Source organism: Trichocoleus sp. DQ-A2, assembly GCF_039961915.1.
Lineage (GTDB): Bacteria > Cyanobacteriota > Cyanobacteriia > Cyanobacteriales > FACHB-T130 > FACHB-T130.
This window is the reverse complement of sequence record NZ_JAMPKD010000002.1, coordinates 210,717-232,978: the sequence shown is the minus strand read 5'-3', so window position 1 is coordinate 232,978 and position 22,262 is coordinate 210,717. Positions and strand designations below refer to the sequence as shown.

29 protein-coding genes and 1 tRNA gene are annotated in these 22,262 nt (G+C 47.7%); 10 read left to right on the top strand and 20 right to left on the bottom strand.

The window, feature by feature from the left end; translation table 11 throughout:
• Nucleotides 1-57: 57 nt before the first annotated feature.
• From NC997_RS02545 to rplC, 20 genes are all read right to left on the bottom strand, one after another.
• On the bottom strand, nucleotides 58-624 hold the full coding sequence (locus NC997_RS02545; RefSeq protein ID WP_190431834.1) for an adenylate kinase: 567 nt from the start codon (nucleotides 622-624) through the stop codon (nucleotides 58-60).
• Complete coding sequence (secY, locus tag NC997_RS02540) at nucleotides 624-1,964, bottom strand: preprotein translocase subunit SecY (RefSeq protein WP_190411881.1); 1,341 nt, start codon at nucleotides 1,962-1,964, stop codon at nucleotides 624-626. Before secY ends, NC997_RS02545 begins: the two co-directional genes overlap by 1 nt.
• Before the next feature lie 48 nt (nucleotides 1,965-2,012).
• Entirely contained in the window at nucleotides 2,013-2,477 is a 465-nt protein-coding gene (rplO, locus tag NC997_RS02535; protein WP_190529467.1) for a 50S ribosomal protein L15, read from the bottom strand.
• A 133-nt stretch (nucleotides 2,478-2,610) separates the two neighbouring features.
• Complete coding sequence (gene rpsE / locus NC997_RS02530) at nucleotides 2,611-3,135, bottom strand: 30S ribosomal protein S5 (RefSeq protein ID WP_190411883.1); 525 nt, start codon at nucleotides 3,133-3,135, stop codon at nucleotides 2,611-2,613.
• A 132-nt stretch (nucleotides 3,136-3,267) separates the two neighbouring features.
• Nucleotides 3,268-3,630, bottom strand: a complete 363-nt coding sequence (gene rplR, locus NC997_RS02525) for a 50S ribosomal protein L18 (protein ID WP_190411884.1) — start codon at nucleotides 3,628-3,630, stop codon at nucleotides 3,268-3,270.
• 2 nt (nucleotides 3,631-3,632) lie between these two features.
• Nucleotides 3,633-4,172, bottom strand: coding sequence for a 50S ribosomal protein L6 (rplF, locus tag NC997_RS02520; protein ID WP_190411885.1), 540 nt, complete (start codon nucleotides 4,170-4,172; stop codon nucleotides 3,633-3,635).
• A 154-nt stretch (nucleotides 4,173-4,326) separates the two neighbouring features.
• Complete coding sequence (rpsH, locus tag NC997_RS02515) at nucleotides 4,327-4,728, bottom strand: 30S ribosomal protein S8 (RefSeq protein ID WP_190411886.1); 402 nt, start codon at nucleotides 4,726-4,728, stop codon at nucleotides 4,327-4,329.
• A 24-nt stretch (nucleotides 4,729-4,752) separates the two neighbouring features.
• Nucleotides 4,753-5,298, bottom strand: coding sequence for a 50S ribosomal protein L5 (gene rplE, locus NC997_RS02510; RefSeq protein WP_190411887.1), 546 nt, complete (start codon nucleotides 5,296-5,298; stop codon nucleotides 4,753-4,755).
• Nucleotides 5,299-5,378: 80 nt separating this feature from the next.
• Complete coding sequence (rplX, locus tag NC997_RS02505; RefSeq protein ID WP_242028859.1) at nucleotides 5,379-5,747, bottom strand: 50S ribosomal protein L24; 369 nt, start codon at nucleotides 5,745-5,747, stop codon at nucleotides 5,379-5,381.
• On the bottom strand, nucleotides 5,747-6,115 hold the full coding sequence (rplN, locus tag NC997_RS02500) for a 50S ribosomal protein L14 (protein ID WP_190411889.1): 369 nt from the start codon (nucleotides 6,113-6,115) through the stop codon (nucleotides 5,747-5,749). Before rplN ends, rplX begins: the two co-directional genes overlap by 1 nt.
• 224 nt (nucleotides 6,116-6,339) lie before the next feature.
• A complete protein-coding gene (gene rpsQ / locus NC997_RS02495) occupies nucleotides 6,340-6,588 on the bottom strand; it encodes a 30S ribosomal protein S17 (protein ID WP_190411890.1) in 249 nt (82 codons plus the stop codon).
• Between the two features lie 6 nt (nucleotides 6,589-6,594).
• Nucleotides 6,595-6,837, bottom strand: a complete 243-nt coding sequence (gene rpmC / locus NC997_RS02490; protein WP_190411891.1) for a 50S ribosomal protein L29 — start codon at nucleotides 6,835-6,837, stop codon at nucleotides 6,595-6,597.
• Nucleotides 6,838-6,840: 3 nt separating this feature from the next.
• The gene (gene rplP / locus NC997_RS02485; protein ID WP_190411892.1) at nucleotides 6,841-7,263 is read right to left on the bottom strand and encodes a 50S ribosomal protein L16; all 423 of its coding nucleotides are present in this window, start codon (nucleotides 7,261-7,263) and stop codon (nucleotides 6,841-6,843) included.
• A gap of 104 nt (nucleotides 7,264-7,367) precedes the next feature.
• Complete coding sequence (rpsC, locus tag NC997_RS02480) at nucleotides 7,368-8,096, bottom strand: 30S ribosomal protein S3 (protein WP_190411893.1); 729 nt, start codon at nucleotides 8,094-8,096, stop codon at nucleotides 7,368-7,370.
• A gap of 86 nt (nucleotides 8,097-8,182) precedes the next feature.
• Nucleotides 8,183-8,545 carry a 50S ribosomal protein L22 gene (rplV, locus tag NC997_RS02475; protein WP_190411894.1) on the bottom strand — a complete coding sequence of 121 codons (363 nt, stop codon included), beginning with the start codon at nucleotides 8,543-8,545 and terminating at the stop codon, nucleotides 8,183-8,185.
• 66 nt (nucleotides 8,546-8,611) lie between these two features.
• The gene (gene rpsS, locus NC997_RS02470) at nucleotides 8,612-8,887 is read right to left on the bottom strand and encodes a 30S ribosomal protein S19 (protein WP_190411895.1); all 276 of its coding nucleotides are present in this window, start codon (nucleotides 8,885-8,887) and stop codon (nucleotides 8,612-8,614) included.
• 91 nt (nucleotides 8,888-8,978) lie between these two features.
• A complete protein-coding gene (rplB, locus tag NC997_RS02465; RefSeq protein ID WP_190411896.1) occupies nucleotides 8,979-9,842 on the bottom strand; it encodes a 50S ribosomal protein L2 in 864 nt (287 codons plus the stop codon).
• 116 nt (nucleotides 9,843-9,958) lie between these two features.
• Nucleotides 9,959-10,261: a 50S ribosomal protein L23 gene (locus NC997_RS02460; RefSeq protein ID WP_190411897.1), complete on the bottom strand. Its 303-nt coding sequence runs from the start codon at nucleotides 10,259-10,261 to the stop codon at nucleotides 9,959-9,961.
• Nucleotides 10,248-10,886, bottom strand: coding sequence for a 50S ribosomal protein L4 (gene rplD / locus NC997_RS02455; RefSeq protein ID WP_190411898.1), 639 nt, complete (start codon nucleotides 10,884-10,886; stop codon nucleotides 10,248-10,250). The genes NC997_RS02460 and rplD overlap by 14 nt, the downstream gene beginning before the upstream one ends.
• A gap of 100 nt (nucleotides 10,887-10,986) precedes the next feature.
• Nucleotides 10,987-11,625 (bottom strand): 50S ribosomal protein L3, encoded by a 639-nt coding sequence (rplC, locus tag NC997_RS02450; RefSeq protein ID WP_190529465.1) that lies wholly within the window; start codon nucleotides 11,623-11,625, stop codon nucleotides 10,987-10,989.
• Between the two features lie 1,216 nt (nucleotides 11,626-12,841).
• On the opposite strand from rplC, the gene NC997_RS02445 reads away from it, so the two are divergent.
• The 10 genes from NC997_RS02445 to NC997_RS02400 all read left to right on the top strand — a co-directional run bounded on the left by NC997_RS02445 (nucleotide 12,842) and on the right by NC997_RS02400 (nucleotide 22,260).
• Nucleotides 12,842-13,297, top strand: a complete 456-nt coding sequence (locus NC997_RS02445) for an NAD(P)H-quinone oxidoreductase subunit N (RefSeq protein WP_190411900.1) — start codon at nucleotides 12,842-12,844, stop codon at nucleotides 13,295-13,297.
• Nucleotides 13,298-13,475: 178 nt separating this feature from the next.
• On the top strand, nucleotides 13,476-14,081 hold the full coding sequence (locus tag NC997_RS02440; RefSeq protein WP_190411901.1) for a VWA domain-containing protein: 606 nt from the start codon (nucleotides 13,476-13,478) through the stop codon (nucleotides 14,079-14,081).
• A 76-nt stretch (nucleotides 14,082-14,157) separates the two neighbouring features.
• Nucleotides 14,158-14,655 (top strand): hypothetical protein, encoded by a 498-nt coding sequence (locus NC997_RS02435; protein WP_190428643.1) that lies wholly within the window; start codon nucleotides 14,158-14,160, stop codon nucleotides 14,653-14,655.
• A gap of 162 nt (nucleotides 14,656-14,817) precedes the next feature.
• On the top strand, nucleotides 14,818-15,423 hold the full coding sequence (locus tag NC997_RS02430) for a VWA domain-containing protein (protein ID WP_190411903.1): 606 nt from the start codon (nucleotides 14,818-14,820) through the stop codon (nucleotides 15,421-15,423).
• Nucleotides 15,424-15,558: 135 nt separating this feature from the next.
• Nucleotides 15,559-16,167 carry a VWA domain-containing protein gene (locus NC997_RS02425; protein WP_190428644.1) on the top strand — a complete coding sequence of 203 codons (609 nt, stop codon included), beginning with the start codon at nucleotides 15,559-15,561 and terminating at the stop codon, nucleotides 16,165-16,167.
• A gap of 111 nt (nucleotides 16,168-16,278) precedes the next feature.
• Entirely contained in the window at nucleotides 16,279-17,511 is a 1,233-nt protein-coding gene (locus NC997_RS02420) for a circadian clock protein LdpA (protein ID WP_190529463.1), read from the top strand.
• Between the two features lie 177 nt (nucleotides 17,512-17,688).
• Complete coding sequence (locus NC997_RS02415) at nucleotides 17,689-19,500, top strand: R3H domain-containing nucleic acid-binding protein (protein WP_190428646.1); 1,812 nt, start codon at nucleotides 17,689-17,691, stop codon at nucleotides 19,498-19,500.
• Nucleotides 19,501-19,881: 381 nt separating this feature from the next.
• Nucleotides 19,882-19,953, top strand: a tRNA-Gln gene (locus NC997_RS02410).
• A 124-nt stretch (nucleotides 19,954-20,077) separates the two neighbouring features.
• Nucleotides 20,078-20,875, top strand: coding sequence for an HAD family hydrolase (locus NC997_RS02405; protein WP_190529461.1), 798 nt, complete (start codon nucleotides 20,078-20,080; stop codon nucleotides 20,873-20,875).
• Nucleotides 20,876-21,003: 128 nt separating this feature from the next.
• Nucleotides 21,004-22,260, top strand: a complete 1,257-nt coding sequence (locus NC997_RS02400; protein WP_190529459.1) for a DNA double-strand break repair nuclease NurA — start codon at nucleotides 21,004-21,006, stop codon at nucleotides 22,258-22,260.
• Nucleotides 22,261-22,262: the final 2 nt, after the last annotated feature.

The window sequence follows — 22,262 nt, the reverse complement described above, 5'->3', positions numbered from 1 at the left end:
GGAAAGTAGATTGGCAACGAACTGACCCCTGACATTGGGAGATCGCACCCGCTCCTGTCAAGAATGAACAACTTGTTTGAGTGCGGAAGTAACTTCCTCTAGAGAGCGATCGCCATCAATTGAAACCAACTGTTGGCGCTGCTTGTAGAAATCAATTAGCGGAGCCGTTTGGTTGCGATAAACTTCCAAACGATGACGAATGACTTCTTCTGTATCATCCGTTCGTCCTTGCTTGCGACCTCGTTCCAGCATCCGATCTACCAAAACTTCGTCCGCAACTTCCAGATTGAGAACGTAATCGGAGACTTGGTCTAATTTTTGCAACAATTCATCCAGAAAAGTCGCCTGAGAGACGTTACGGGGGAAACCATCTAAAATCCAACCGGATTGGGCATCTGTTTGGGTCAAGCGATCGCGCACCAAATCCAATATCAAAGCATCGGGAACCAACTCACCTCGATCCATATAGGACTTCGCCTTCAAACCGAGTTCAGTTCCAGCCGCCTTGGCATTTCTCAAGATATCACCCGTGGAAACATGAGGAATTTCCAGCTCTTGAGCGAGGATATGTGCCTGAGTTCCCTTCCCCGCTCCTGGCGGCCCCAAAAAAATCAATCGCGTCACTACTGCTTCACCATTCCTTCATAGCGCTGGGAAATGACATAGGTTTGGATTTGCTTTGCTGTATCAATTGCCACGCCCACCAAAATCAGCAAAGAAGTAGCTCCCAGCCCTTGAAAAGTTGTAATGCCGGTGGCTCTTTCTACAATTGTGGGCACAATTGCCACTAATCCCAAAAAGATAGCGCCTAAGAAAGTTAGCCGATTCAAAACTCCTTCCACGTAATCGCTAGTAGCCCGACCTGGACGGATGCCAGGTATGCTGGCTCCCATCTTTTTCAAGTTCTGTGATAAATCCACAGGATTTACAATCAAAGATGCGTAAAAGTAGCTGAAAAACAGAATCAAGATCAGATAAACAACCTCATAAACTCCGGGCGTCTGACTATTGGGATTTAGAGCATTCGCAACTTGATTGAGAACTTGATGTATTTGACTCAAGACCGGATTATTGCCCGTATTTTGAGTCATCTGAGCTAGGAAACCTGGGAAAATTAGAACGGAAGAGGCAAAAATGATCGGCATAACTCCACCCTGGTTCAGCCGCAAAGGCAGGTAGCTCGTCCTTTCCCGGTAGAGTCGTTTACCTACCTGTCGGCGTGCCGAAATAATCGGAATCCGCCTGGTTCCCTCCTGGACAAACACAATTCCCAAGATCATGACTAGGAAAACTAGCAGCAGAATGATCACGGGTCCCACATTGCGATTGTCAACCTGGGCATAATTAATAGTTTGCCCAAGCGATTTAGGTAGAACTGCAACAATATTGATGAAAATCAACAAAGAAGCACCGTTACCAACCCCTCGCTCCGTAATCAGCTCTGACACCCACATAACAAACATTGAACCAGCGGTTAGAGCAAGTGCAGTCTCCGCGATAAACAGGGGTCCCCGAACGTTTGTTGCATAGCGTTCAAGCCATACCGCAATGAAGCTAGTTTGAATCAAAGCCCCTCCCAGCGCTACATAGCGAGTAATCTGAGAGATTTTTCGCCTTCCAGCTTCTCCTTCATCCTTCTGCAATTTTTCCAAAGAAGGAATGGCAGCTGTTAGTAATTGGATAATGATGGAGGCATTGATATAGGGCAAAATCCCTAGAGCAAAAATTCCCAAGGCGGTAATTCCGCCCCCAGAGAAGATGTCCAGAAATCCAATTAATTGGTTATTTTGAATATCTTGAGCAAACCTAGCCCGGTCAATTCCCGGTACTGGCAAAAAGATGCCAATGCGAACTAAAATCAGCAAGCCGATGGTGAGAAGCAGCCGACCTCTAAGACCGGCTGCTTGAGCCATCTGTGCAAAGGTTTCCTGAGCAGTTGGGCTTTTGTCTCGACTAACGACCATGTAAGGAATACCTCAACTATGAGCAAGAGACGCTGGCATGCAATATGCTTAACCCTTATGGGCACGGGCAGCAACAACTTCACAACTGCCACCAGCGGCTTCAATCTTGCTGCGAGCCGAGCCAGTGAAAGCTGCTGCTTTTACGTTCAGAGCCACATTCAGTTCACCGTCACCGAGGATTTTCAGAGAACCATGATTTGCTGTGAGAATGCCAGACTCCATCAATGAGTCTAGAGTCACTTCCGTGTTAGCAGGGAGTGATGCCAGCTTACTTACGTTGATCGTAGTGTATTGCTTACGATTAATGACCGTAAAGTGCTTTAACTTAGGCAGACGACGGTACAGTGGCATTTGTCCGCCTTCAAATCCGGGTCGTGTGCCCCGCCCCGATCTCGATTTTTGACCGCGCATCCCAAAGCCACCACTGGCACCTTGACCAGCTGCTATGCCTCGTCCAATGCGTCGGCGGCGCTTCTTTGAGCCTTTTTTAGGAACTGCATCTTCTAATCTCATTCGCTTGACCTAGAGAATTGACGACTTATTTTTTTAGGGAAGCTATTAGCTGTTAGTGTTTTGTTGTTTGTCCAAGATATTAAAGTTGCCTTTAAACTGAGAGTCACTAATAGCTAATCGCTGATGGCTAAATTTAGGCGTAGAGATTTTCGATAGGAATCCCGCGTTCTTCAGCCACTTCAGAAAATGTACGCAAGGTGGAAAGAGCATTCACGGCGGCTCTAGCATTGTTCAAAGGGTTATTAGAACCCAGCTGCTTTGCCAAGATGTTCCGCACACCTGCTAACTCGAGCACAGTACGTACAGCACCACCGGCAATAACACCCGTTCCTGGGGCTGCGGGTCGCATCATCACTTGGGCACCACCTCCGGCTCCGTTAATAGGATGGGGGATAGAATTTGCCTTGGTCAAGGGGATGTCAATTAAGTGTTTTTTGCCATCGGCAACGCCTTTACGAACAGCTCCAATTACATCACTTGCTTTGCCAACGCCGACGCCAACTTGACCACGCTCATTGCCAATGACAACGATCGCGCGGAAGCTGAGTTTTTTACCGCCTTTGACGACCTTACTAACACGACGGATCTGGATCACCCGTTCTTGAAAGGTGATTTCTTTTTCCCGACGCGCAGAACTTTTCCGACGCTCTTTTGCCATAGTTTTATCCTGAACCTTGAGAGTGAAAGTAAAAACTAAAAATGTAAAAAGGCAAAAGAAAGAGAAATCAAAGGTAGAAATATAGAGATAAAAACTTCTTTCTTTTTACTTTTGCCTTTTGCATGCTTGTCTTTAGAAATCCAACCCAGCTTCGCGAGCAGCGTCTGCTAGGGCTTTGATTCGACCGTGATAAAGGTTGCCGCCTCGGTCAAAGACAACCCTTGAAATGCCTTGAGCGATCGCTCGCTGAGCAATTAACTTGCCTACCTCAACAGAGGCGGCACAGGAAGCTCCTGTTGTTAACTGTGATTTTAGATCCGGTTCCAAAGTTGAGGCACAGGCAAGAGTACGTTGTTGAGTGTCGTCAATTACCTGGACATAAATGTGCTGATTGGATCGAAAGACAGCTAACCGAGGACGCTCACTACTGCCATTTACCTTACGCCGCACCCGGTGATGCCGACGTTGAATTAGTTCTTTACGAGTTAGCTTCATCTTTACTTCTTACCTGCCTTTCCAGCTTTACGTCTTACGACTTCACCCGCATAGCGAATGCCTTTACCCTTGTAAACTTCCGGTGGACGGACAGCACGGATTCGAGCAGCGATATTTCCTACGATTTCTTTATCAATGCCGCTTACAACTACATTTGTGTTGTTTTCTACGGCCATTTGAACACCGTCGGGAGGTTCAATCTGAACTGGATGACTGTAACCCACGCTCAGAATCAGATTGCGACCTTGAACTGCCGCACGATAACCGACTCCCTGGATTTCTAGACGACGCTGAAATCCTTGGGAAACTCCATCGACCATGTTGGCAATCAGAGTACGAGAAAGACCGTGGCGTTGACGAGCTGCGCGAGATTCATCCCGCCGCTTGACTAAGATCGTTTCTCCCTCCTGCTCTATACTCACCTCAGATGGTAGAACCCTGGATAGTTCTCCTTTAGGCCCTTTCACTGCAACATGTTGCCCTTCGATCGAGACTTGTACCTTAGCAGGAATATTAATAGGGCGTTTGCCAATACGAGACATGACTTAATCCTCCTAATCAATTAGCCGTTAGCCGTTAGCTGTTAGCTGTTAGCTTTTGGTCTATCGGTGAGTCCGAAAGTCTGTGCTTTTCTAGGTTTTTGAAACCTACCAGCCAATCGAGCTAATAGCTAATAACTAATAGCTATTAGCTTATCTACCAGATGTAGCAAAGCACTTCTCCACCTACACCCTGACGCCGTGCTTCCCGGTCAGTCATAATGCCGCTGGAGGTAGAAATGATCGCAATTCCGATACCGCCCAGCACGCGGGGTAGTTCTTTGCGGTTAGAGTAGACCCGCAGACCAGGTTTGCTGACCCGCTTTAAGGTATTAATAATCGGTTGACGGTTTTTGCCTTTGTACTTTAGAGAAATTAGCAAGTGTTGCTTAATCCCTTCGCCAACTTCTTCAAATTCAGCAATAAAGCCTTCCTCCCTGAGGACTTTGGCAATACTGCGAGTCATCTTTGTCGCTGGTATTTCTGTTGTTTGGTGCCGCGCCAGATTCGCATTCCGAATGCGAGTCAGCATATCTGAAATTGTGTCGTTTGCCGCCATTATTCCCTCCTTATTTTGACTGCCTCATTGATCCCGGAAAGGCATTCCCATTTCTTTTAGCAAGGCGCGGCCTTCTTCGTCGGTATTTGCTGTAGTAATAATGGAAATGTCCATGCCCCGAATTTGGTCGATGCTGTCGTATTCGATTTCTGGAAATATCAGCTGTTCTCTAATGCCTAGGCTGTAATTTCCCCGACCATCAAAGCTCTTGGGACTAATGCCGCGAAAGTCCCGAATCCGTGGCAAGGACAGGTTAATTAATCGGTCGAGAAAGGCATACATCCGATCCGCCCGCAGAGTCACCATCACGCCGACTGGCATCCCTTGGCGAAGTTTAAATCCAGCGATCGCCTTTTTCGCCCGCGTCACTACTGGTTTTTGACCCGTAATTTTGGCAATTTCAGCAAGGGAAGATTCCAACGCTTTAGCGTTGGTAGAAGCCTCACCTAGACCTCGATTAACCGTAACCTTTATGACTTTGGGTACCTGATGGGTATTCGTGTAATTAAACTGAGTCATCAGTTTAGGAACGATCGTATCTTGGTACAGCGTTTTCAGTTTTTGTGTCATTGTTTTTTCCTTAATATCCCTGGGCTTGGTCAGGGAAAATAGCAGTTAGTAATTAGCAATATGCTGTAACTAACAACTATTTAGTCAATAATTTCACCCGTTTTTTTGAGCATCCGCACTTTGCGTCCTTCTTCATTCAAGGTGTAGCAAATGCGGCTGGCAATCTTTTGTTGAGCCGAGTAAAGCATCACGTTAGAGCTATGGATTGGTGCCTCTACTGTCACGATTTGACCGGATTCACCTTCTTGCTGAGGTTTAACGTGCTTGGTTTTAATGTTGATGCCTTTGACAATTACTCGACTTTCTTGGGGAAGCGTCCGCAAAATTTCACCAACCTTGCCTTTATCACGACCGGCAATCACTTGTACTGTGTCGCCTTTTTTGACATGCATTTTATAGCGCTGGGGAAGCTTCGTCCCGTTTCTTTTAGACTGTTTTTTTGCGGCCATTAGAGCACCTCCGGAGCTAGAGAAACAATTTTGGTGAAGTTTTTGTCGCGCAGCTCGCGTGCAACTGGCCCAAAAACGCGCGTCCCTCTAGGGTTGCCATCTGCGTTGATGATGACGGCGGCGTTATCATCGAAGCGAATACTCATACCGCTGTCCCGGCGCATATTTTTTCGGGTACGGACAATCACGGCTCGCACAACATCCGACTTTTTAACCGCCATATTGGGAATGGCATCTTTGACGACCGCAATGATTACGTCGCCAACACCGGCATAGCGTCGGCCACTGGCACCTAAGACGCGGATGCACATCAATTTACGAGCGCCGCTGTTGTCGGCGACATTAAGGTAAGATTGGGGCTGAATCATAGTTCTTAGCTTCGGATGCGTAAGTTTTGAATAATAGTTTTGAGCTGTAAGTTTTAAGTTTTAGCAAAAGAAAGAACGTAAGAAGTTTGATTTTTATTCCCGACATTCTTTCGTTAGATTTCCGCTTAAAACTTGTTACTGACGGGTTTACCTCATTAAATATCGGTGTCAAATCGAAATTTTCGATGAACCCGCCTTTACAAACTCAAAACTCATAACTTTACTTATTGAACCTCACGGTTGAGAATTTCAGCGACTGCCCATCGTTTGGTGCGGCTTAGAGGCCGTGTTTCGGAAATCCGGACGCGATCGCCTACCTTGCACTGATTTTCTTCGTCGTGAGCTTTGTAACGCTTTGTACGCACTACAATTTTTCCGTACTTAGGGTGCGGTGAGCGGTTCTCGACAGCAACCACTACGGTCTTTTGCATCTTGTCGCTGACGACCAAGCCAACTCGTTCTTTAACTGCCATTGGGGTCTACTCCTCGGATGTTGCATCTGGTTGTGGCTTTTGAGCCTTTGCAGCCCGTTGCCGCTCCCCTTCTACAGTTAGGAGCTGACCTAAACGATGCTTCGTATGCTTGAACTGGTGTAACTTTTCCAAGCGTCGGGTTGCCTGTTGCAGCCGTAAATCAAACAGCTGACGCTTGACAGCTAAAATTTCTTCAGCCAGTTCTCGATCGCCTAAATTTCTGGCTTCTTCTATCTTGGGCAGAGCCATAACTCACACAGTCCCTTCTTCTTCACGAGTGATGAACTTCGTCTTAATTGGCAACTTGTGGGAAGCTAGACGCATCGCCTCCCTGGCGGTTTCTTCAGGAACCCCAGCAATCTCAAACAAGATCCGGCCTGGCTTCACGACAGCTACCCAAAATTCTGGCGAACCTTTACCAGAACCCATACGGGTTTCAGCAGGGCGCATTGTAACTGGTTTATCGGGGAAGATCCGAATCCAGATTTTTCCACCCCGACGGATGTAGCGGGTCATGGCTCGGCGGCTGGCTTCAATTTGACGGGAGGTAATCCAAGAAGGTTCTGTGGATTGGAGGCCAAAGTCACCGAAGTTTAGGCTACTGCCGCGAGTTGCCAAACCGTTCATCCGCCCGCGCTGCTGTTTGCGAAATTTTGTTCTTCTGGGACTTAACATGACTTGGTAAGGGGTAATTGATAATTGGTAATTAGTAATTGGTAACTGGTAATTGGGCGTTTTCTTTTTGATTACCCATTACCGATTACCGATTACCTATCAACCTATTCATTAGAGCGGTCTTCAAATTGCTGGCGACGACGCTGTTGACGACGTCTAGGCTGAGCGTTGTTAGGAGCCGGAATTTCTTCCTGACCAGGAATCACTTCACCTTTGAAGATCCAAACTTTAACGCCAAGAATGCCGTAAATAGTTTTGGCAGTGCGGTAAGCGTAGTCAATGTTGGCTCGAAGAGTATGCAGAGGAACTCTGCCTTCCCTTGTCCACTCGGTTCGGGCAATTTCCGCCCCGTTTAACCGTCCGCTGACTTGTACTTTAATTCCCTGGACTTCAGCTCGTTGGGCACGTTGAATCGCTTGACGCACGACGCGCCGGAAGGAAACTCGTCGCTCTAACTGTTGAGCAATATACTCAGCAATCAGTCCGGCGTCGGCATCTACCCGTGCTACTTCGATCACGTTGATCCGAATTTGACGATTGCCACCGCCTAAAGCTTCTTGAAGATCGCCGCGTAATACTTCAATTCCAGTACCACCGCGACCTACCACAACACCCGGTCGAGCTGTGTGGATTTCTAAGTCAATTTGATCGGCTTTGCGCTCAATCCGTACTTGGGAGATACCAGCGTTACTGAGTTTTTTCTCTACGACCTGCCGAATAGTGTGGTCTTCTTGCAGGAGTTCTGGGTAGCGCTTAGCATCCGCAAACCAACGGGAGCGATGTTCTTGGGTAATCCCCAGCCGAAAACCAATTGGATGAATTTTCTGTCCCACGAATGCGTCCTCTTAAATCAGCTAATTGCTAATTGCTAATTGTTCAAAAGCTTGTTTCTGACAACTAGCGCTTAGCCAAAGTAGTGTTATTCATCTGCCGCTGCTTGTGCAACAGCTACAGTGATATGACACGTTGGTTTACGAATTTGATATGCACGACCTTGAGCGCGGGGTCGGAAGCGCTTCAAGGTTGAGCCTTGGTCAGCATAAGCCTTAGAAACCACTAATCTCGCGGGATCTAAACCGGCGTTATGTTCGGCATTGGCGGCTGCTGAGCGCAGTACCTTGCGGACGGGATCGCAAGCCCGATAGGGCATAAATTCCAGAACGATCAGTGCTTCCCGATAGGAGCGTCCCCGAATTTGGTCGAGAACCCGGCGCACCTTGTGGGGAGACATCCGGATGTATCGCGCGATCGCTTTCACTTCTTCTGTAGTATCAACTGCCATAGATTTCTCCCTTTTAATAATTTTGAATTTGGAATTCTGAATAATCTCAAAACCCAAACTTCAAAATTACCTCTTTGCCTTGGAATCTTTCGAGTGTCCCCGGAAGGTGCGAGTTGGAGCGAATTCTCCCAACTTATGCCCTACCATTTGCTCGGTGACGTAAACTGGCACGTGAGTCCGCCCGTTATGAACCGCAATGGTGTGACCTACCATTTGCGGTAATACAGTTGAAGCACGAGACCAAGTTTTAATAACCTGCTTATCGCCCCTAGCATTCAAATTTTCAATCTTTTTCAACAAATGGTCCGCAACAAAAGGACCTTTTTTAAGAGAACGACCCATAGTTCAAATAACCCCAATTACTTTTGGATTTTTGGATCTTGGATTTTGGATTTTGGACGTATTGCTAATCTAAAATCCAAAATCTAAAATCCTAGGACTCCCGACCGCCCCGACCTCGCTTGGAAGATTTGCGACGACGCCGGACAATTAATTTATTGCTTGGCTTGTTCCGCTTACGGGTCTTAGCACCTAAAGTTGGCTTACCCCAAGGTGTGACTGGTCCACTTCTACCAATTGGTGCCCGTCCCTCACCACCACCATGTGGGTGATCGACTGGGTTCATGACACTGCCTCTTACCTTTGGACGGCGTCCCTTCCAGCGATTACGACCAGCTTTACCAGCACTCAAGTTGCGATGCTCAACATTGCCGACTTGTCCGATGGTAGCGTAGCACTCGCGGCGGATCATGCGGACTTCACCGGAGGGTAGCTTGATGGTGACATAGTCACCTTCTTTAGCGACTACTTGTGCAGTGGCACCAGCAGCGCGAACAATTTGCCCGCCCCGTCCAGCAGTCAGTTCTACGTTGTGAACGGCAGTTCCTAACGGAATTTTGCTTAATGGTAATGCGTTGCCAATTTCAATTGGGGCGTCTGGGCCAGCAGTGATAACTGTACCGACGGTTAAGCCGACTGGGTGAAGAATATACCGCTTTTCGCCATCCTGGTAATAAACCAGGGCAATCCGGGCATTGCGATTTGGATCGTACTCAATGGTTGCCACTTTTGCCGGGATATTACGCTTATCGCGGCGAAAATCGATTTCCCGATAGAGTTGTTTATGACCACCACCTCGACGGCGGCTAGTAATCACCCCACGATTGTTTCGACCTTTGGGGCGGTGCTTTGTGTAGGTTAGTGACTTTTCCGGCTCACTCCGCGTAACTTCGGCAAAGTCCGAAATGGTCACTTGACGAGTACTGGGAGTATAAGGCCGATAAGAACGGATGCCCATAACTTAAAAAAGAGGTTTGAAGGTTGAAGTTTGAAGACGCTTGTAGGGCGGCTTTCCGTTGAGGTGGTTGAAATTAGTTAAAATTTAAAATTTCAACTTTTCAACTTTCCAACTTATTAAACTTCTGGGAAGAGGGTGATGGTTTCTCCGCTTGCCAGAGTTACAATTGCTCGCTTGTACTGAGGCTTAAACCCTGCAAATTTGCCGACGCGGCGCTTTTTGCGCGGTAGGCGAAGGGTATTCACACTCACAACCTTTACTTTAAACAGGTCTTCAATTGCTGCTTTAATTTCTGGCTTAGTCGCTTTGGGAACAACTTCAAAGACATACTTGTTCTGCTCCATCAGCAGAGTTGCCTTTTCAGTTACGATCGGTCGATACACCAGATCCGCAAGTTCGCGGGGGTTATACTGACTCACTGTAAACCTCCTGAATTTTGGCAAGGGCGGATGGCGTTGTCACGATTTTGTCAGCTGCCAACAGGTCAAAGATATTCAATTGGGTGGCAGGGATGATCTTCATTTTGGCAACGTTCCGGGCTGACAAATAAACGTTTTCTTCCCGTTCAGCTAGGATCAGCAGGACTTTAGAATCTGGTTGGACGCCCCAACGTGCGATCGCTTCTACCAATTCTTTAGTCTTAGGCCGAGGCAACTTGTCAGCAAATTCCTCCACCACAATCATGTCTTCAGCTCGGCTAAAGAAGGCGGTTCTCAGTGCTAAACGCCGTTCCTTCCGGTTCATCTTTGTATCATAGTCTCTTGGCTTGGGACCAAAGATGACACCGCCGCCTCGCCACAGTGGTGAACGAATCGACCCAGCACGAGCGCGACCCGTCCCTTTTTGACGCCAAGGCTTACGACCTCCCCCCCTAACTTCCGCGCGGGTTTTGGTGCTGGCTGTGCCTTGACGAGCATTCGCCTGTTGCCTTACTAAGGCTCGGTGGACAATATGAGCCGCATTCTCTTCTTTAGCAACTTTTAATTCTAGAGTTGCCTGTCCGACCTCTTCCCCGTTCCAGTTTCGTACTACACAGTTAACCATATCCGTTGTCCTTTGTTCGTTGCTAATTGCTAATTGCTAATTGAAGATTGCTAAGTATCAAAAGCTCTTAGCGATTAGCCAGCCTGACCTTAGAAAATGACTACTTTCGACCTACTTTCTTGGCAGGAACAATATTAACCAGCGCCCCTGGCTTACCAGGAACCGCTCCCTTGATCAGTAGTAAATTGCGTTCTGCGTCTACCCGCACTACTGTCAATTTGCGAATGGTAACGCGCGTACCACCTAGACGACCTGCCATCCGCTTACCGGGATAAACACGCCCCGGTGTGGTTCCAGGGCCGATCGAACCAGGTAGACGGTGGTTTTTGGAACCGTGGGACATAGGCCCTCGCTTAAAATTATGGCGTTTTTGATAACCGGCGAAGCCTTTTCCGATGCTTGTGCCGATTACATCCACAATTTGACCCGCAGTAAAAATATCTGGTTTGAGTTCTTGCCCTAGTTCAAACTCTCCCACATTCTCAAAGCGATACTCTCGCAGTTTTTTCAAGGGAGGAGCGCTTGATTTTGCCAAGTGACCCAATTCAGGCTTGTTCAAACTCTTGGGTTTGACTTCTTTATAACCAAGCTGGACGGCAGTATAGCCATCTGTTGCTTTGGTTTTAATTTGCGTAACGGTGCATGGCCCTGCTTGAATGACCGTCACAGGAATTGCTTTTCCTGTTTCGTCAAATATTTGGGTCATGCCGAGTTTGGTGCCGAGGATACCAACAGACACGGCTTTCTGGTCTCTCCTTTTTACACAGTACAAAGAGGCGGGATTACGAGTACTTCGTAAATCCGCTTGCTCCAACAAACGTTGTTATCAAACCAGCCAGCTGGGGCGCATCCTCGGATTGAGAGAGGCAAGCTTTCAAGTCAGCCTAATTTAGGCTTTTTCTTTAGCTGGGATGAAGCTATTCGACGGTCGGGTAAGCGCTAGAAGCGCGTTGCCTATATTCGCGGGGACTTAGGTGGCAAGCCATCCAGTATCCGAGAAAGCGAAAGGGCTTTTTCCGGCTGAAAAGGGTTCTTCTCAAGAAACCTTCTAGATCGTCGCTAATCCTGAAATCGATGTCTCTGTTGCTTTACGCTCGCTGGGGGCACTAACCTCTTGTGAGAAAGACTCAATAGTTTTTCACTCGGAAGGCGTGCTGTCCCTGGACTCGATTTCAACTTCAGCGGCAATAGCTGCTCGAATTTTGATCACAATCGTTAACTATAAACGATTTGTTACAAGTTGTCTAGCAATTGTGCCAAAAAAATTTAGCGGTCTGCTGGATCGCCTGCCTCGCTTGTCGTGCAACTCCAGATCCAGAAGACAACTGTCCAGTTAACGGCTTACGGATAGATAAGGAAGAAGGCGATCGCATACCAACGACCCGCACTTAGGTCGGTTATAGCATTTCACAATGTGTTTGCACAGTCTTTGTAAACACAGTATTACAACTCCAGCAACATCTTCCCTACAGTTAAATGGACTACAAGAGATTGCAGATAGAAGCAAGCTGGCTTTCAAGCATAGATTCAGCCGTTTAACGTTACCTGTTTGAGCTTTTTTTTCCGACCTGCGGTATTAAAGCGCAATAAGGGATTACCAGTACATGATTTTTGGGATTAGGTCGATTGCGATTCCATCTTCACGAGAAGCCTATTCACTTATTTTCAGTAGATGTTGAGTCAAAATAAGTCAAATCTTTACAGCTCTACGTAGCGATCGCATCTCCACAAAAAGCGCGATCGCCCAAACAGTTTAACCTCGATTGTCTGTAAGCCTATGTTCAAACGAGGCTCAAAACTCAACACTGTCTGGAAAAAGTACAACCTTACTTAAATTTTCAAAGCTTTTGTTGCACATTGCTTTTTGCTTAAAGTTGATAGGTTCCTCAACGCCCAACTATAATAAATTGCCAGCAGCAATTAACAAAACTTAAAGCTGGGTAGAACATAAAAATATGGCACTGATCACCATCGGCAATCAATTCGTCAAAGACTTGGAAAAGTCAGGTGCTTTAGGAACGTATGTACCCTTAGAAGGAGGGTTTGAAGGGCGTTACCAGCGGCGGTTGCGTGCAGCTGGCTATACCACTTTAAGCCTATCAGCACGGGGACTCGGCGACGTAGCAACGTATTTAACTGGTGTACACGGCGTTCGTCCCGCGCATTTGGGCAAGAAAGACATTCGTGTTTACTACGTGCCACCTATCGTGACCTATCAGTTGGAACAACTACCTCCCAAATCGAAGGGACTGGTGCTGTGGATAATTGAAGGACACGTATTGTCTCGTGAGGAAGTGGAATATTTAACCACCTTGCCAAGTATAGAGCCACGCCTAAAGATTGCTGTAGAAATGGGAGGCGATCGCGCTTTCCGCTGGACACCACTTAAAAACGCGATCGCTGCTGCTTAAACCCGCGTCAGTCAATCCAATCTTAGGGTCGCACCAATGCTTGGGTGTAGCTCTAAGTCATGTCGAGCTAAAACGAGCTGGAACGTCTGAATAGTCAAGCTTTATGACCTACAGACGTTTTAGCTCAGCTAGAGGATTTTGATACCTTTAAAGAAGTAAGCAAATAAGGCAAACTCTTATGGTAGAAAACCGCGACTATACATTAATTATTGACAAAAGCGGCAGTATGTCGATGACAGACCAGCCAGGCGGGAAAAGCCGCTGGGTCATGATGCAGGAGTCTACTCTCGCTTTAGCCAGTAAATGTGAAGAATTTGATCCGGATGGCATCACTATCTATCTATTTTCCGGTCGATTCAAACGCTATGACAATGTAAACGCCAGTAAAGTCGCACAAATTTTCCGCGAAAACGAACCGTCTGGACGCACTGACTTAGCGGCAGTCCTTCTAGATGCGACGAATAACTACTTCCAGCGTAAAGCAGCAGGACAAACCAAGCCCAATGGAGATACCATTTTGGTCGTCACAGATGGGGAACCGGATGACCGGAAAGCGGTAATGAAGGTAATTATTGAAGCGTCGCGCCGTATGGATCGGGATGAAGAACTCGCGATTTCCTTTATCCAAGTTGGCACAGACGCGCAGGCAACAAAATTTCTGAAAGTGCTGGATGATGAACTGCAAAGTGCTGGAGCGAAGTTTGATATCTGCGACACGGTGACGATGGATGACATGGAGGACATGACCCTGACGGAAGTGTTGATCAATGCCATTATTGACTAAGTTCAAAGTCTAATTTGGGATTTGGGATTTTGATCGTGAAGAGAAATCTAAAATCTCTCTAGAGGCGTCCGAATTTATGGAATCAATCGATGACATACTCGCGGCAGTCAAGGCTGAGTATGAGACAAAAGATAAACCAAAAGAACTGCAAAAACCACCACAACTGAAAGAAGAACCAGTCAAACCGCAACCAGCGAACTTCTTACAAAATCATTCTGCGAACCTCCCGCTTGCTGCAAACGCAATTCCGGAATTGCCCCGGCAAAAATGGCAAAACGAGCCGATTAGCTCATCTGAAGACATTGTTCTGGCTCAAATTAGGGCTGAGTTTGAAGAACAAGAACGTACAGAACAGCTAAAAAAACAGCAACAACTCAGAGAAGAACAACTCAAACAGGAGCAACTAAGGCAGAAACAACGGGAAGTATTCAAAAACCAAGCGCGAGAATGGCTGAAAAATTTAAAGCCACTTTCAGAAGAAGGTCTTTGGTTTGAAGAGTTTGCCGATGCATATCCCTCTAAACTTGAGGCGGCGATTGATTATTTGCAAGCCTTGCGGGAGACTAAGCCGTAGAAGCCAGCAGCGATCACCAGACAAATATTTACGCCCCTCTCTGCTGTAGAAATTTTTATATTTCTTTTATCTAATCCAACTAGATAGTCACAGCAGGTGGGCTACGCTAGATTGGGAAATCTTGACAAACACTGGAGGTTATCTTTGGTGGAAGGAGGATCTGTGGCAGAAGACCGTGACTATACATTAATCATCGATAAAAGCGGGAGTATGTCTACCCCAGAGCCACCGAGCGGTAGAAGCCGTTGGGAAACCGCAGAGGAATCTACTCTGGCGTTGGCGAGAAAATGTGAAAAGTTCGATCCCGATGGGATTACGCTTTACCTATTTTCCGGTCGGTTTAAGCGATTTGATAATGTGACTTCTAGCAAGGTAGCGCAGATATTCCAAGAAAACGATCCCTCTGGCACTACGAATCTTGCCGATGTCTTGAAAAACGCCACCGACAACTACTTTGAGCGGAAGGCGGCTGGTCAGACTAAGCCAAATGGCGAGACAATTCTAGTGATTACAGATGGTGAACCCGATGACCGCAAAGCCGTGATGCGGGTGATTATTGAAGCCTCTCGCCGAATGGATAGAGATGAAGAATTAGCCATCTCCTTTATTCAAGTGGGTTCGGATCAAACGGCGAGTCGGTTTCTGAAAGCCTTGGATGATGATTTGCAAGGTGCCGGGGCAAAGTTTGATATTTGCGACACTGTAACGCTGGATGACATGGAGGGCATGACTTTACAGGAAGTGTTGCTCAACGCCATTAACGACTAGGTGCTGTCTGTTTATTTTGGATTTTGGATTCCATATCTGAAATCCAAAATTTTGCTTGCCAGTATTTAATCGCAATTTTGTTGCGGAATCAGCAGCAAGTCATTCAATCTAAAAAAATAATGGGGAGATTAGCTAATGAGCGCAGAAGATCGGGATTATACGTTAATTATTGACAAAAGCGGCAGTATGTCTACGCCAGACCAGCCGGGAGGCAGAAGCCGCTGGGATGCGGCACAAGAGTCTACCTTGGCGTTGGCGCGAAAATGCGAACAGTTTGACCCGGATGGGATCACAGTTTACTTATTTTCCAGCCGATTTAAACGCTATGAGAATGTGAATTCCAGTAAAGTCGCACAAATTTTTCAAGAAAACGACCCGGCTGGCACAACTAATTTGGCAGGTGTATTACAAGATGCGATCGCTGCCTACTTTCAGCGGAAAGCAGCCGGTCAGACTAAGGTGGGTGGTGAAACCATTTTGGTGGTCACAGATGGTGAACCCGATGACCGAAAAGGCGTGATGCGGGCGATTATTGAGGCGTCCCGACAGATGGAACGCGATGAAGAACTGGCGATTTCGATGATTCAAGTAGGGTCAGACGCTACAGCAGCTCGGTTTTTAAAGGCGTTGGATGATGACTTACAAGGTGCAGGGGCAAAGTTTGATATCTGCGACACGATAACGCTGGATGACATGGCAGATATGACCTTGGCGGAAGTGCTGCTCAATGCGATCGCTGACTAAAAGCAAACTTCTGATGCTTACGGTTTCTATGAAAGGGGGAGTGGTGAAAACTCCCCTAATTTTTGCTACTTGGATCTCCCCATTTATCCGGGAACGCACTAGCATATAAGGGTGACTGATACCTACTATCCTTTGCGTTCCTTAAGAGAGGGTCACTGGTTTAAGCTCATTTGCGGAGCTAGTTTCCAACACCTCCCTGCCGTCCGAAATCTTGCGTTGGCATATACCCTCGCTGGGGCTGACTGTATCGATGTTGCCGCTGACCCAGCAGTCATTGCTGCGGCGAAAGAAGGTATAAAGGCTGCGACTACCCTTGCCGATGCCGCCCGCGATCGCGGCTATTGCGTAGAAGGTTTGCCGTGGCTGATGGTCAGCCTAAATGATGGGGAAGATCCTCATTTCCGAAAAGCTGAATTTAACTCAACTGAGTGTCCAGCAGATTGCTGGCGACCTTGTGAAAGTATTTGTCCGGCTGATGCGATCGCTTTTGACTTTGGCCAGAACGGTTTTTCAGGGGTGATCGATCAACGTTGTTATGGCTGCGGACGGTGTATTCCCGTATGCCCAAATAATTTAATTTATACTCGTTCTTATGTATCCGCACCGGAAGCGATCGCACCTTTGGTATTTCAAAGCGGCGTAGATGCCTTAGAAATTCACACGCAAGTTGGCAGAGTAGAAGACTTTAAACGACTCTGGAGTGCGATCGCGCCTTGGGTAAATCAGCTCAAGCTTTTAGCCATTAGTTGTCCAGATGGTGAAGCGATGCTTGATTACCTCCGAGCGCTATACGAATTGATGGCACCCCTACCTTGTCCTCTCATCTGGCAAACAGATGGGCGTCCTATGAGTGGCGATATTGGCGATGGCACAACGATAGCTGCTGTAAAGTTAGGTCAAAAAGTTCTAACGGCGGGATTGCCCGGATATGTGCAGTTAGCAGGAGGCACTAATCGCCACACTGTTGGCAAACTTAGGACAATGGGACTGCTCAACAACCACCAAAAGCCAGAAGTCCAAGAGTCAAAAGTCGGAAGGGCATCTCTATCAAGCATCCCTGTAGGGAACCAGGGATCAACGAAAAACCCGCTCCAACCAACTCAAACTTTTCCCGCTCAATCCCCTAATATCGCCGGGATTGCTTATGGCAGCTACGCTCGTGTTTTGTTATCACCCATCTTGGATGAATTAGAAAAAATGAATATAAACGAAGTAGGTGGGAATACCTCCGCGTCAAGTCAAACACCTTTACCTGGACGCTTGGAAGAAAAGCCGGATTTACTCTGGCAAGCTGTTGATCTTGCTCACTCGCTAGTTTCTCAACTCAAAACCTTTTCCCAATAGCCAGTAGAAGCGCGCTTTTAGATATGCCATCGATTAAAAGGTTGGAGGTTAAAAGATTGACCATTTGCAAAAATCGACTTTTCAACGCGATCGCCAACCTGCAACGCTTCCCAGGTAAAGAACAAACATCAGTTATTTAAATCACCAATTGTGGATAAAAACGTCACTGTACAAAGAATGCAGATTACAGACGATCTCCAGAAATTACTGGACGTGTTACCGAATGAAATTCGGCAACCTTTAGAGCAGCATCCGGGACGGGATAAGTTAGTTGAGGTTGTCCTAGACTTGGGGCGTCTTCCAGAGGCTCGGTTTGCTAAACAGGCAGAGTATCTCTCCGAAACGCCAGTGTCGAAAGAACAACTGAATTATTGTGTAGACCGGGTAGGAAATTTTGGTGGGGATAACCGAGCAGGACTAGAGCGAACTCTGCACCGGATTAGCGCTATCCGCAACCGAAGCGGCGAGATCATTGGTCTTACCTTGAGGGTAGGTCGAGCCGTGTTTGGCACCATCGGCATGATTCGCGACCTAGTAGAAACAGGTCAATCGATTCTGATGCTGGGGCGTCCCGGTGTTGGCAAAACAACAGCACTGCGGGAAATCGCCAGAGTTTTAGCCGACGATTTACAGAAACGAGTTGTCATTATCGACACCTCCAACGAAATCGCTGGGGATGGTGACGTTCCTCATCCAGCAATTGGTAGAGCTAGACGGATGCAAGTCGCCCGTCCCGAACTCCAGCATCAAGTCATGATTGAGGCAGTGGAAAACCATATGCCAGAAGTCATCGTCATTGATGAAATTGGCACAGAACTAGAAGCCTTGGCAGCTCGAACGATTGCTGAACGAGGTGTTCAACTGGTGGGTACAGCTCACGGAAATCGGATTGAAAATCTGATTAAAAATCCAACGTTATCTGACTTAGTGGGTGGCATTCAGGCCGTAACTCTGGGAGATGACGAAGCCAGACGCCGGGGTAGCCAAAAGACGGTATTGGAACGCAAAGCCCCGCCAACCTTTGAAATTGCTGTTGAAATGCTAGAACGGCAGCGCTGGGTGGTACATGAAAGTGTTGCCGATACCGTTGACACCCTGCTGCGGGGGCGTCAGCCGGGTTATCAAGTTAGGACAACCAGCGAGACTGGGGAAGTTACGATTACCCATGAGACCCCCCAAGCACCGTCACTCATGCGACCAGCGATGAGCGGAGGTAGCCGTATATCCTCCACCCACGACGCCCCAGCGCGACCAATGGGCTGGCGGGCTTCTGGGCAAATGACTCCATTACCAATGCAGTCAGAATCAACGCGAGGCATGAGGGCAGAACCGCAAAACCTATTAGCTAGAGGAGAAGAATCTGCCTCTACTTCATTGCCTGTCTCTTCTAACCTTGCACCTTCTTTTGAGCAGATGCTGGATCAATCTTGGCATCAACCTCAGGCGATCGGAAATGAAACCTTTGTGGGGCCAAATGGCGAAGAGTTGCCATTGCACGTTTATCCTTATGGGGTGAGCAGCCAACAATTAGAGCAAGTCATTCGGGTGCTGAATTTGCCCATCTTGCTGACGAAGGATATGGATAGCGCGGATGCAGTTTTGGCGATTCGGTCGCACGTAAAAAACCATTCCAAGCTACGACATATTGCCAAAGCCCGTCAGGTTCCCATCCATGCAATTAAGGCAAGTACCATTCCCCAGATTACCCGCGCCCTAAGGCGTCTGCTGGATATGGATGACTCTCAGGTTCTAGATGTCCCCGAACTCAGCTTATTTACTAGTAGCGGTAGTGAAGACGAGATTGAGGCTCTCGAAGAAGCCCGCCTTGCCGTGGAGCAAATCGTGATTCCCAAAGGACAGCCGGTGGAACTCCTGCCGCGTTCTTCTAAAGTTCGTAAAATGCAACACGAACTCGTCGAACACTATCGCCTCAACTCTGACAGTTTTGGGGAAGAACCGAATCGACGGCTGCGAATTTATCCCGCCTAGTCGAAAAAGCTGTGGATCTATATGGGGCGTTGCACAGTAGAAAGATGATTATCTGGCGCAAAGACGAGGTAGCGCGGAGTTTAAAAGAAAATCATCGCATGATTGTGCAACACCCTATATGGGTTTCGAGGAGGTAAAGATGTCGAAAAAGCTAAAACACTTTCCCGGCACGCTTTCCATAAGAGGGGGAGAAGCTGGCTAGGAGAGCCACACTGTTTAACTGGTAAGCGTTCAAGAAGCCTTTTCTATGCGTCAATTTCCAAAAATCCATACTGAGTCTTCACCATTTATCCACTGATAAAGAAGGATTTAAGAGAAATTTCCTAAAAATGGTTGACAATTCCCTAGTAGGAACTGCTACTATAACGAAGGTTGATGCGATGGGGTGTCGCCAAGTGGTAAGGCAGCTGGTTTTGGTCCAGCCATTCCGAGGTTCGAATCCTTGCACCCCAGTTAAATTTTGAAACCTAAGTTTTGAGAAACCTAGTAGAGACGCGATAGCTCGCGTCTCTACTGGTTATTGGGCTTGTTGGGCAAATTGTGCCAAGATAAACCGAAAGATTGCGGCTTTAGAACCATGCGTGCAAGTTACCCAAATATTCTCGCCCTTGACTTTGACGGTGTTATCTGTGACGGGCTAATCGAGTATTTTCAGACAGCTTGGCGCACCTACTGTCAAATTTGGGCACCGCCTAATCTCACACCTCCACATGGTTTGGCTGAAAGTTTCTACCAGCGACGACCGATTATAGAAATCGGTTGGGAAATGCCGGTGGCAATCCGGGCGCTAATATTGGGCATTCCTGACGAAAAGATGTTGCAAGATTGGTCAGGGGTGGCTCAGCAAATCTTGCAAGAAGATAATTTGAATGCGGCTGATATCGGCACGAAGCTCGATCGTATCCGGGATGAGTGGATTGATAGGGATTTAGAGGGTTGGCTAGCCTTACATCGTTTCTATCCAGGTGTTGTTGAAAAAATGCATCGGATGGAATCGGAGAAGGCATCGCTTCCAGATACACCCATCCAAACGTACATCGTCACTACCAAAGAGGGACGCTTTGTCCGCCAGTTGTTGCAGCAACAGGGTATCCAACTACCCGATCGATGCATTATTGGGAAAGAAAATCGGCGTCCTAAGTACGAAATTTTGCGCGAACTCAGTAGCGATTCGTCGGTTCACCTTTGGTTTGTGGAAGATCGCTTGAAAACTCTGCAAACTGTGCAACAGCAACCAGACCTCAATGATATCAAGCTGTTTCTTGCCGATTGGGGTTACAATACTGCTGCTCAACGAGAGTCGGTCGCGTATCAGGAACGAATTCAGCTTTTATCTCTGTCTCAGTTTGCTCAAGATTTTTCGGCTTGGACTTAGATGAGAAAAGGGAACCCAAGGTTAGAGGGATGGAGAAGTATCAAGTGTAAATTATAAATTCATCCCGATCGCCTTGATGTTTCATGCTTTAAGCTGAGAACTGATAGGCGAAAAGCGGATAGCTGACTATGCTTGACCTAACCAAACTCGCGCGGCAAATGCAGGGGATTAGTCAACACCTGACGGTAGAGGCTGCTGCCAGTCGCCAACGCTTGGAACGCGCCCAGCACTTACTGACACTGGCTCAAAAGTCTCAGGCAGATTTGGTACATCTGCAAGAAAAGTGGCGCGATCGCTTGGGGTTTGCAGCAGCCGCACCCATTGAGTCCCTAAGCACTGCCATTGACCTTCCTACCCCTCCGGCTGTCCATACGATTATTGCTACAGACGGGTCTCAGATTGCTCCGAGTCACCATGAAATTGCCTACTGCTATCTGATTAACGTGGGTCGGGTGGTGCTGCATTATGGACAAAGCTTGTACCCGCTCTTAGATAGCCTACCAGAAGTCTTTTATCGCTCGGAAGACCTATATATTTCCCGCCAGTGGGGAATTCGCCCTGAGGAATGGATGGGCTATCGACGCACGGCTTCGGAGGCGTCTGTGTTGGCAGAATTGGCTGCTAGCTGGATTAACCGACCTTCACAAGTCACGTCAAGACAGGGAAACGGAAACAGAAAATCGGAAATTTCATCTTCAATTCCCGATCCCAAATCCCCAATCCCTGCCCTAGCAATGGTAGATGGATCGCTAATTTATTGGTTTCTAGAGCAGTTACCGGGGGAAGCCCGCGACCATATTTTGCCTCCAATTCTGGAAGCCTGGGATGTTCTACGCGATACGGGGATTCCAATTATGGGCTACCTGAGTGCTTCTCGCAGCAGCGAAGCACTGAACTTCCTGCGTCTGCCAGCCTGCCCGCATCCAGTTCCCGACTGCATGACTCATTGTCCTGGTCAGTTTGACCGGGCACCCTGCCAGGTTTTCGATCCCTTGCGGGATACTGCCCTCTGGGCGTCTCAATTGCAGCCCGGTCAACGCAGTCCTCTATGGCGCAGTTCTGCACGGATTCTGGAGTTGTACGGTGCCCATCAAATCTACTTCTGCTACGTCCATGTCGGGACTGAAATTGCTCGTGTAGAAGTTCCCGCGTGGGTGGCAGAGAATCCAGAGAAGCTGGATGTTTCGCTCAGCTTGATGTTGGCTCAGGTGCAGAAGGGTTATGGCTATCCGGTGGCGCTTGCAGAGGCACACAATCAGGCAGTCGTGCGAGGGGGCGATCGCGCTCGTTTCTTTGCCTTACTCGAACAACAAATGATTAAGGCTGGTTTGAGAAATGTCGGGACTTCCTATAAAGAAGCCAGGAAGCGCGGTAGTATCGCCTGATA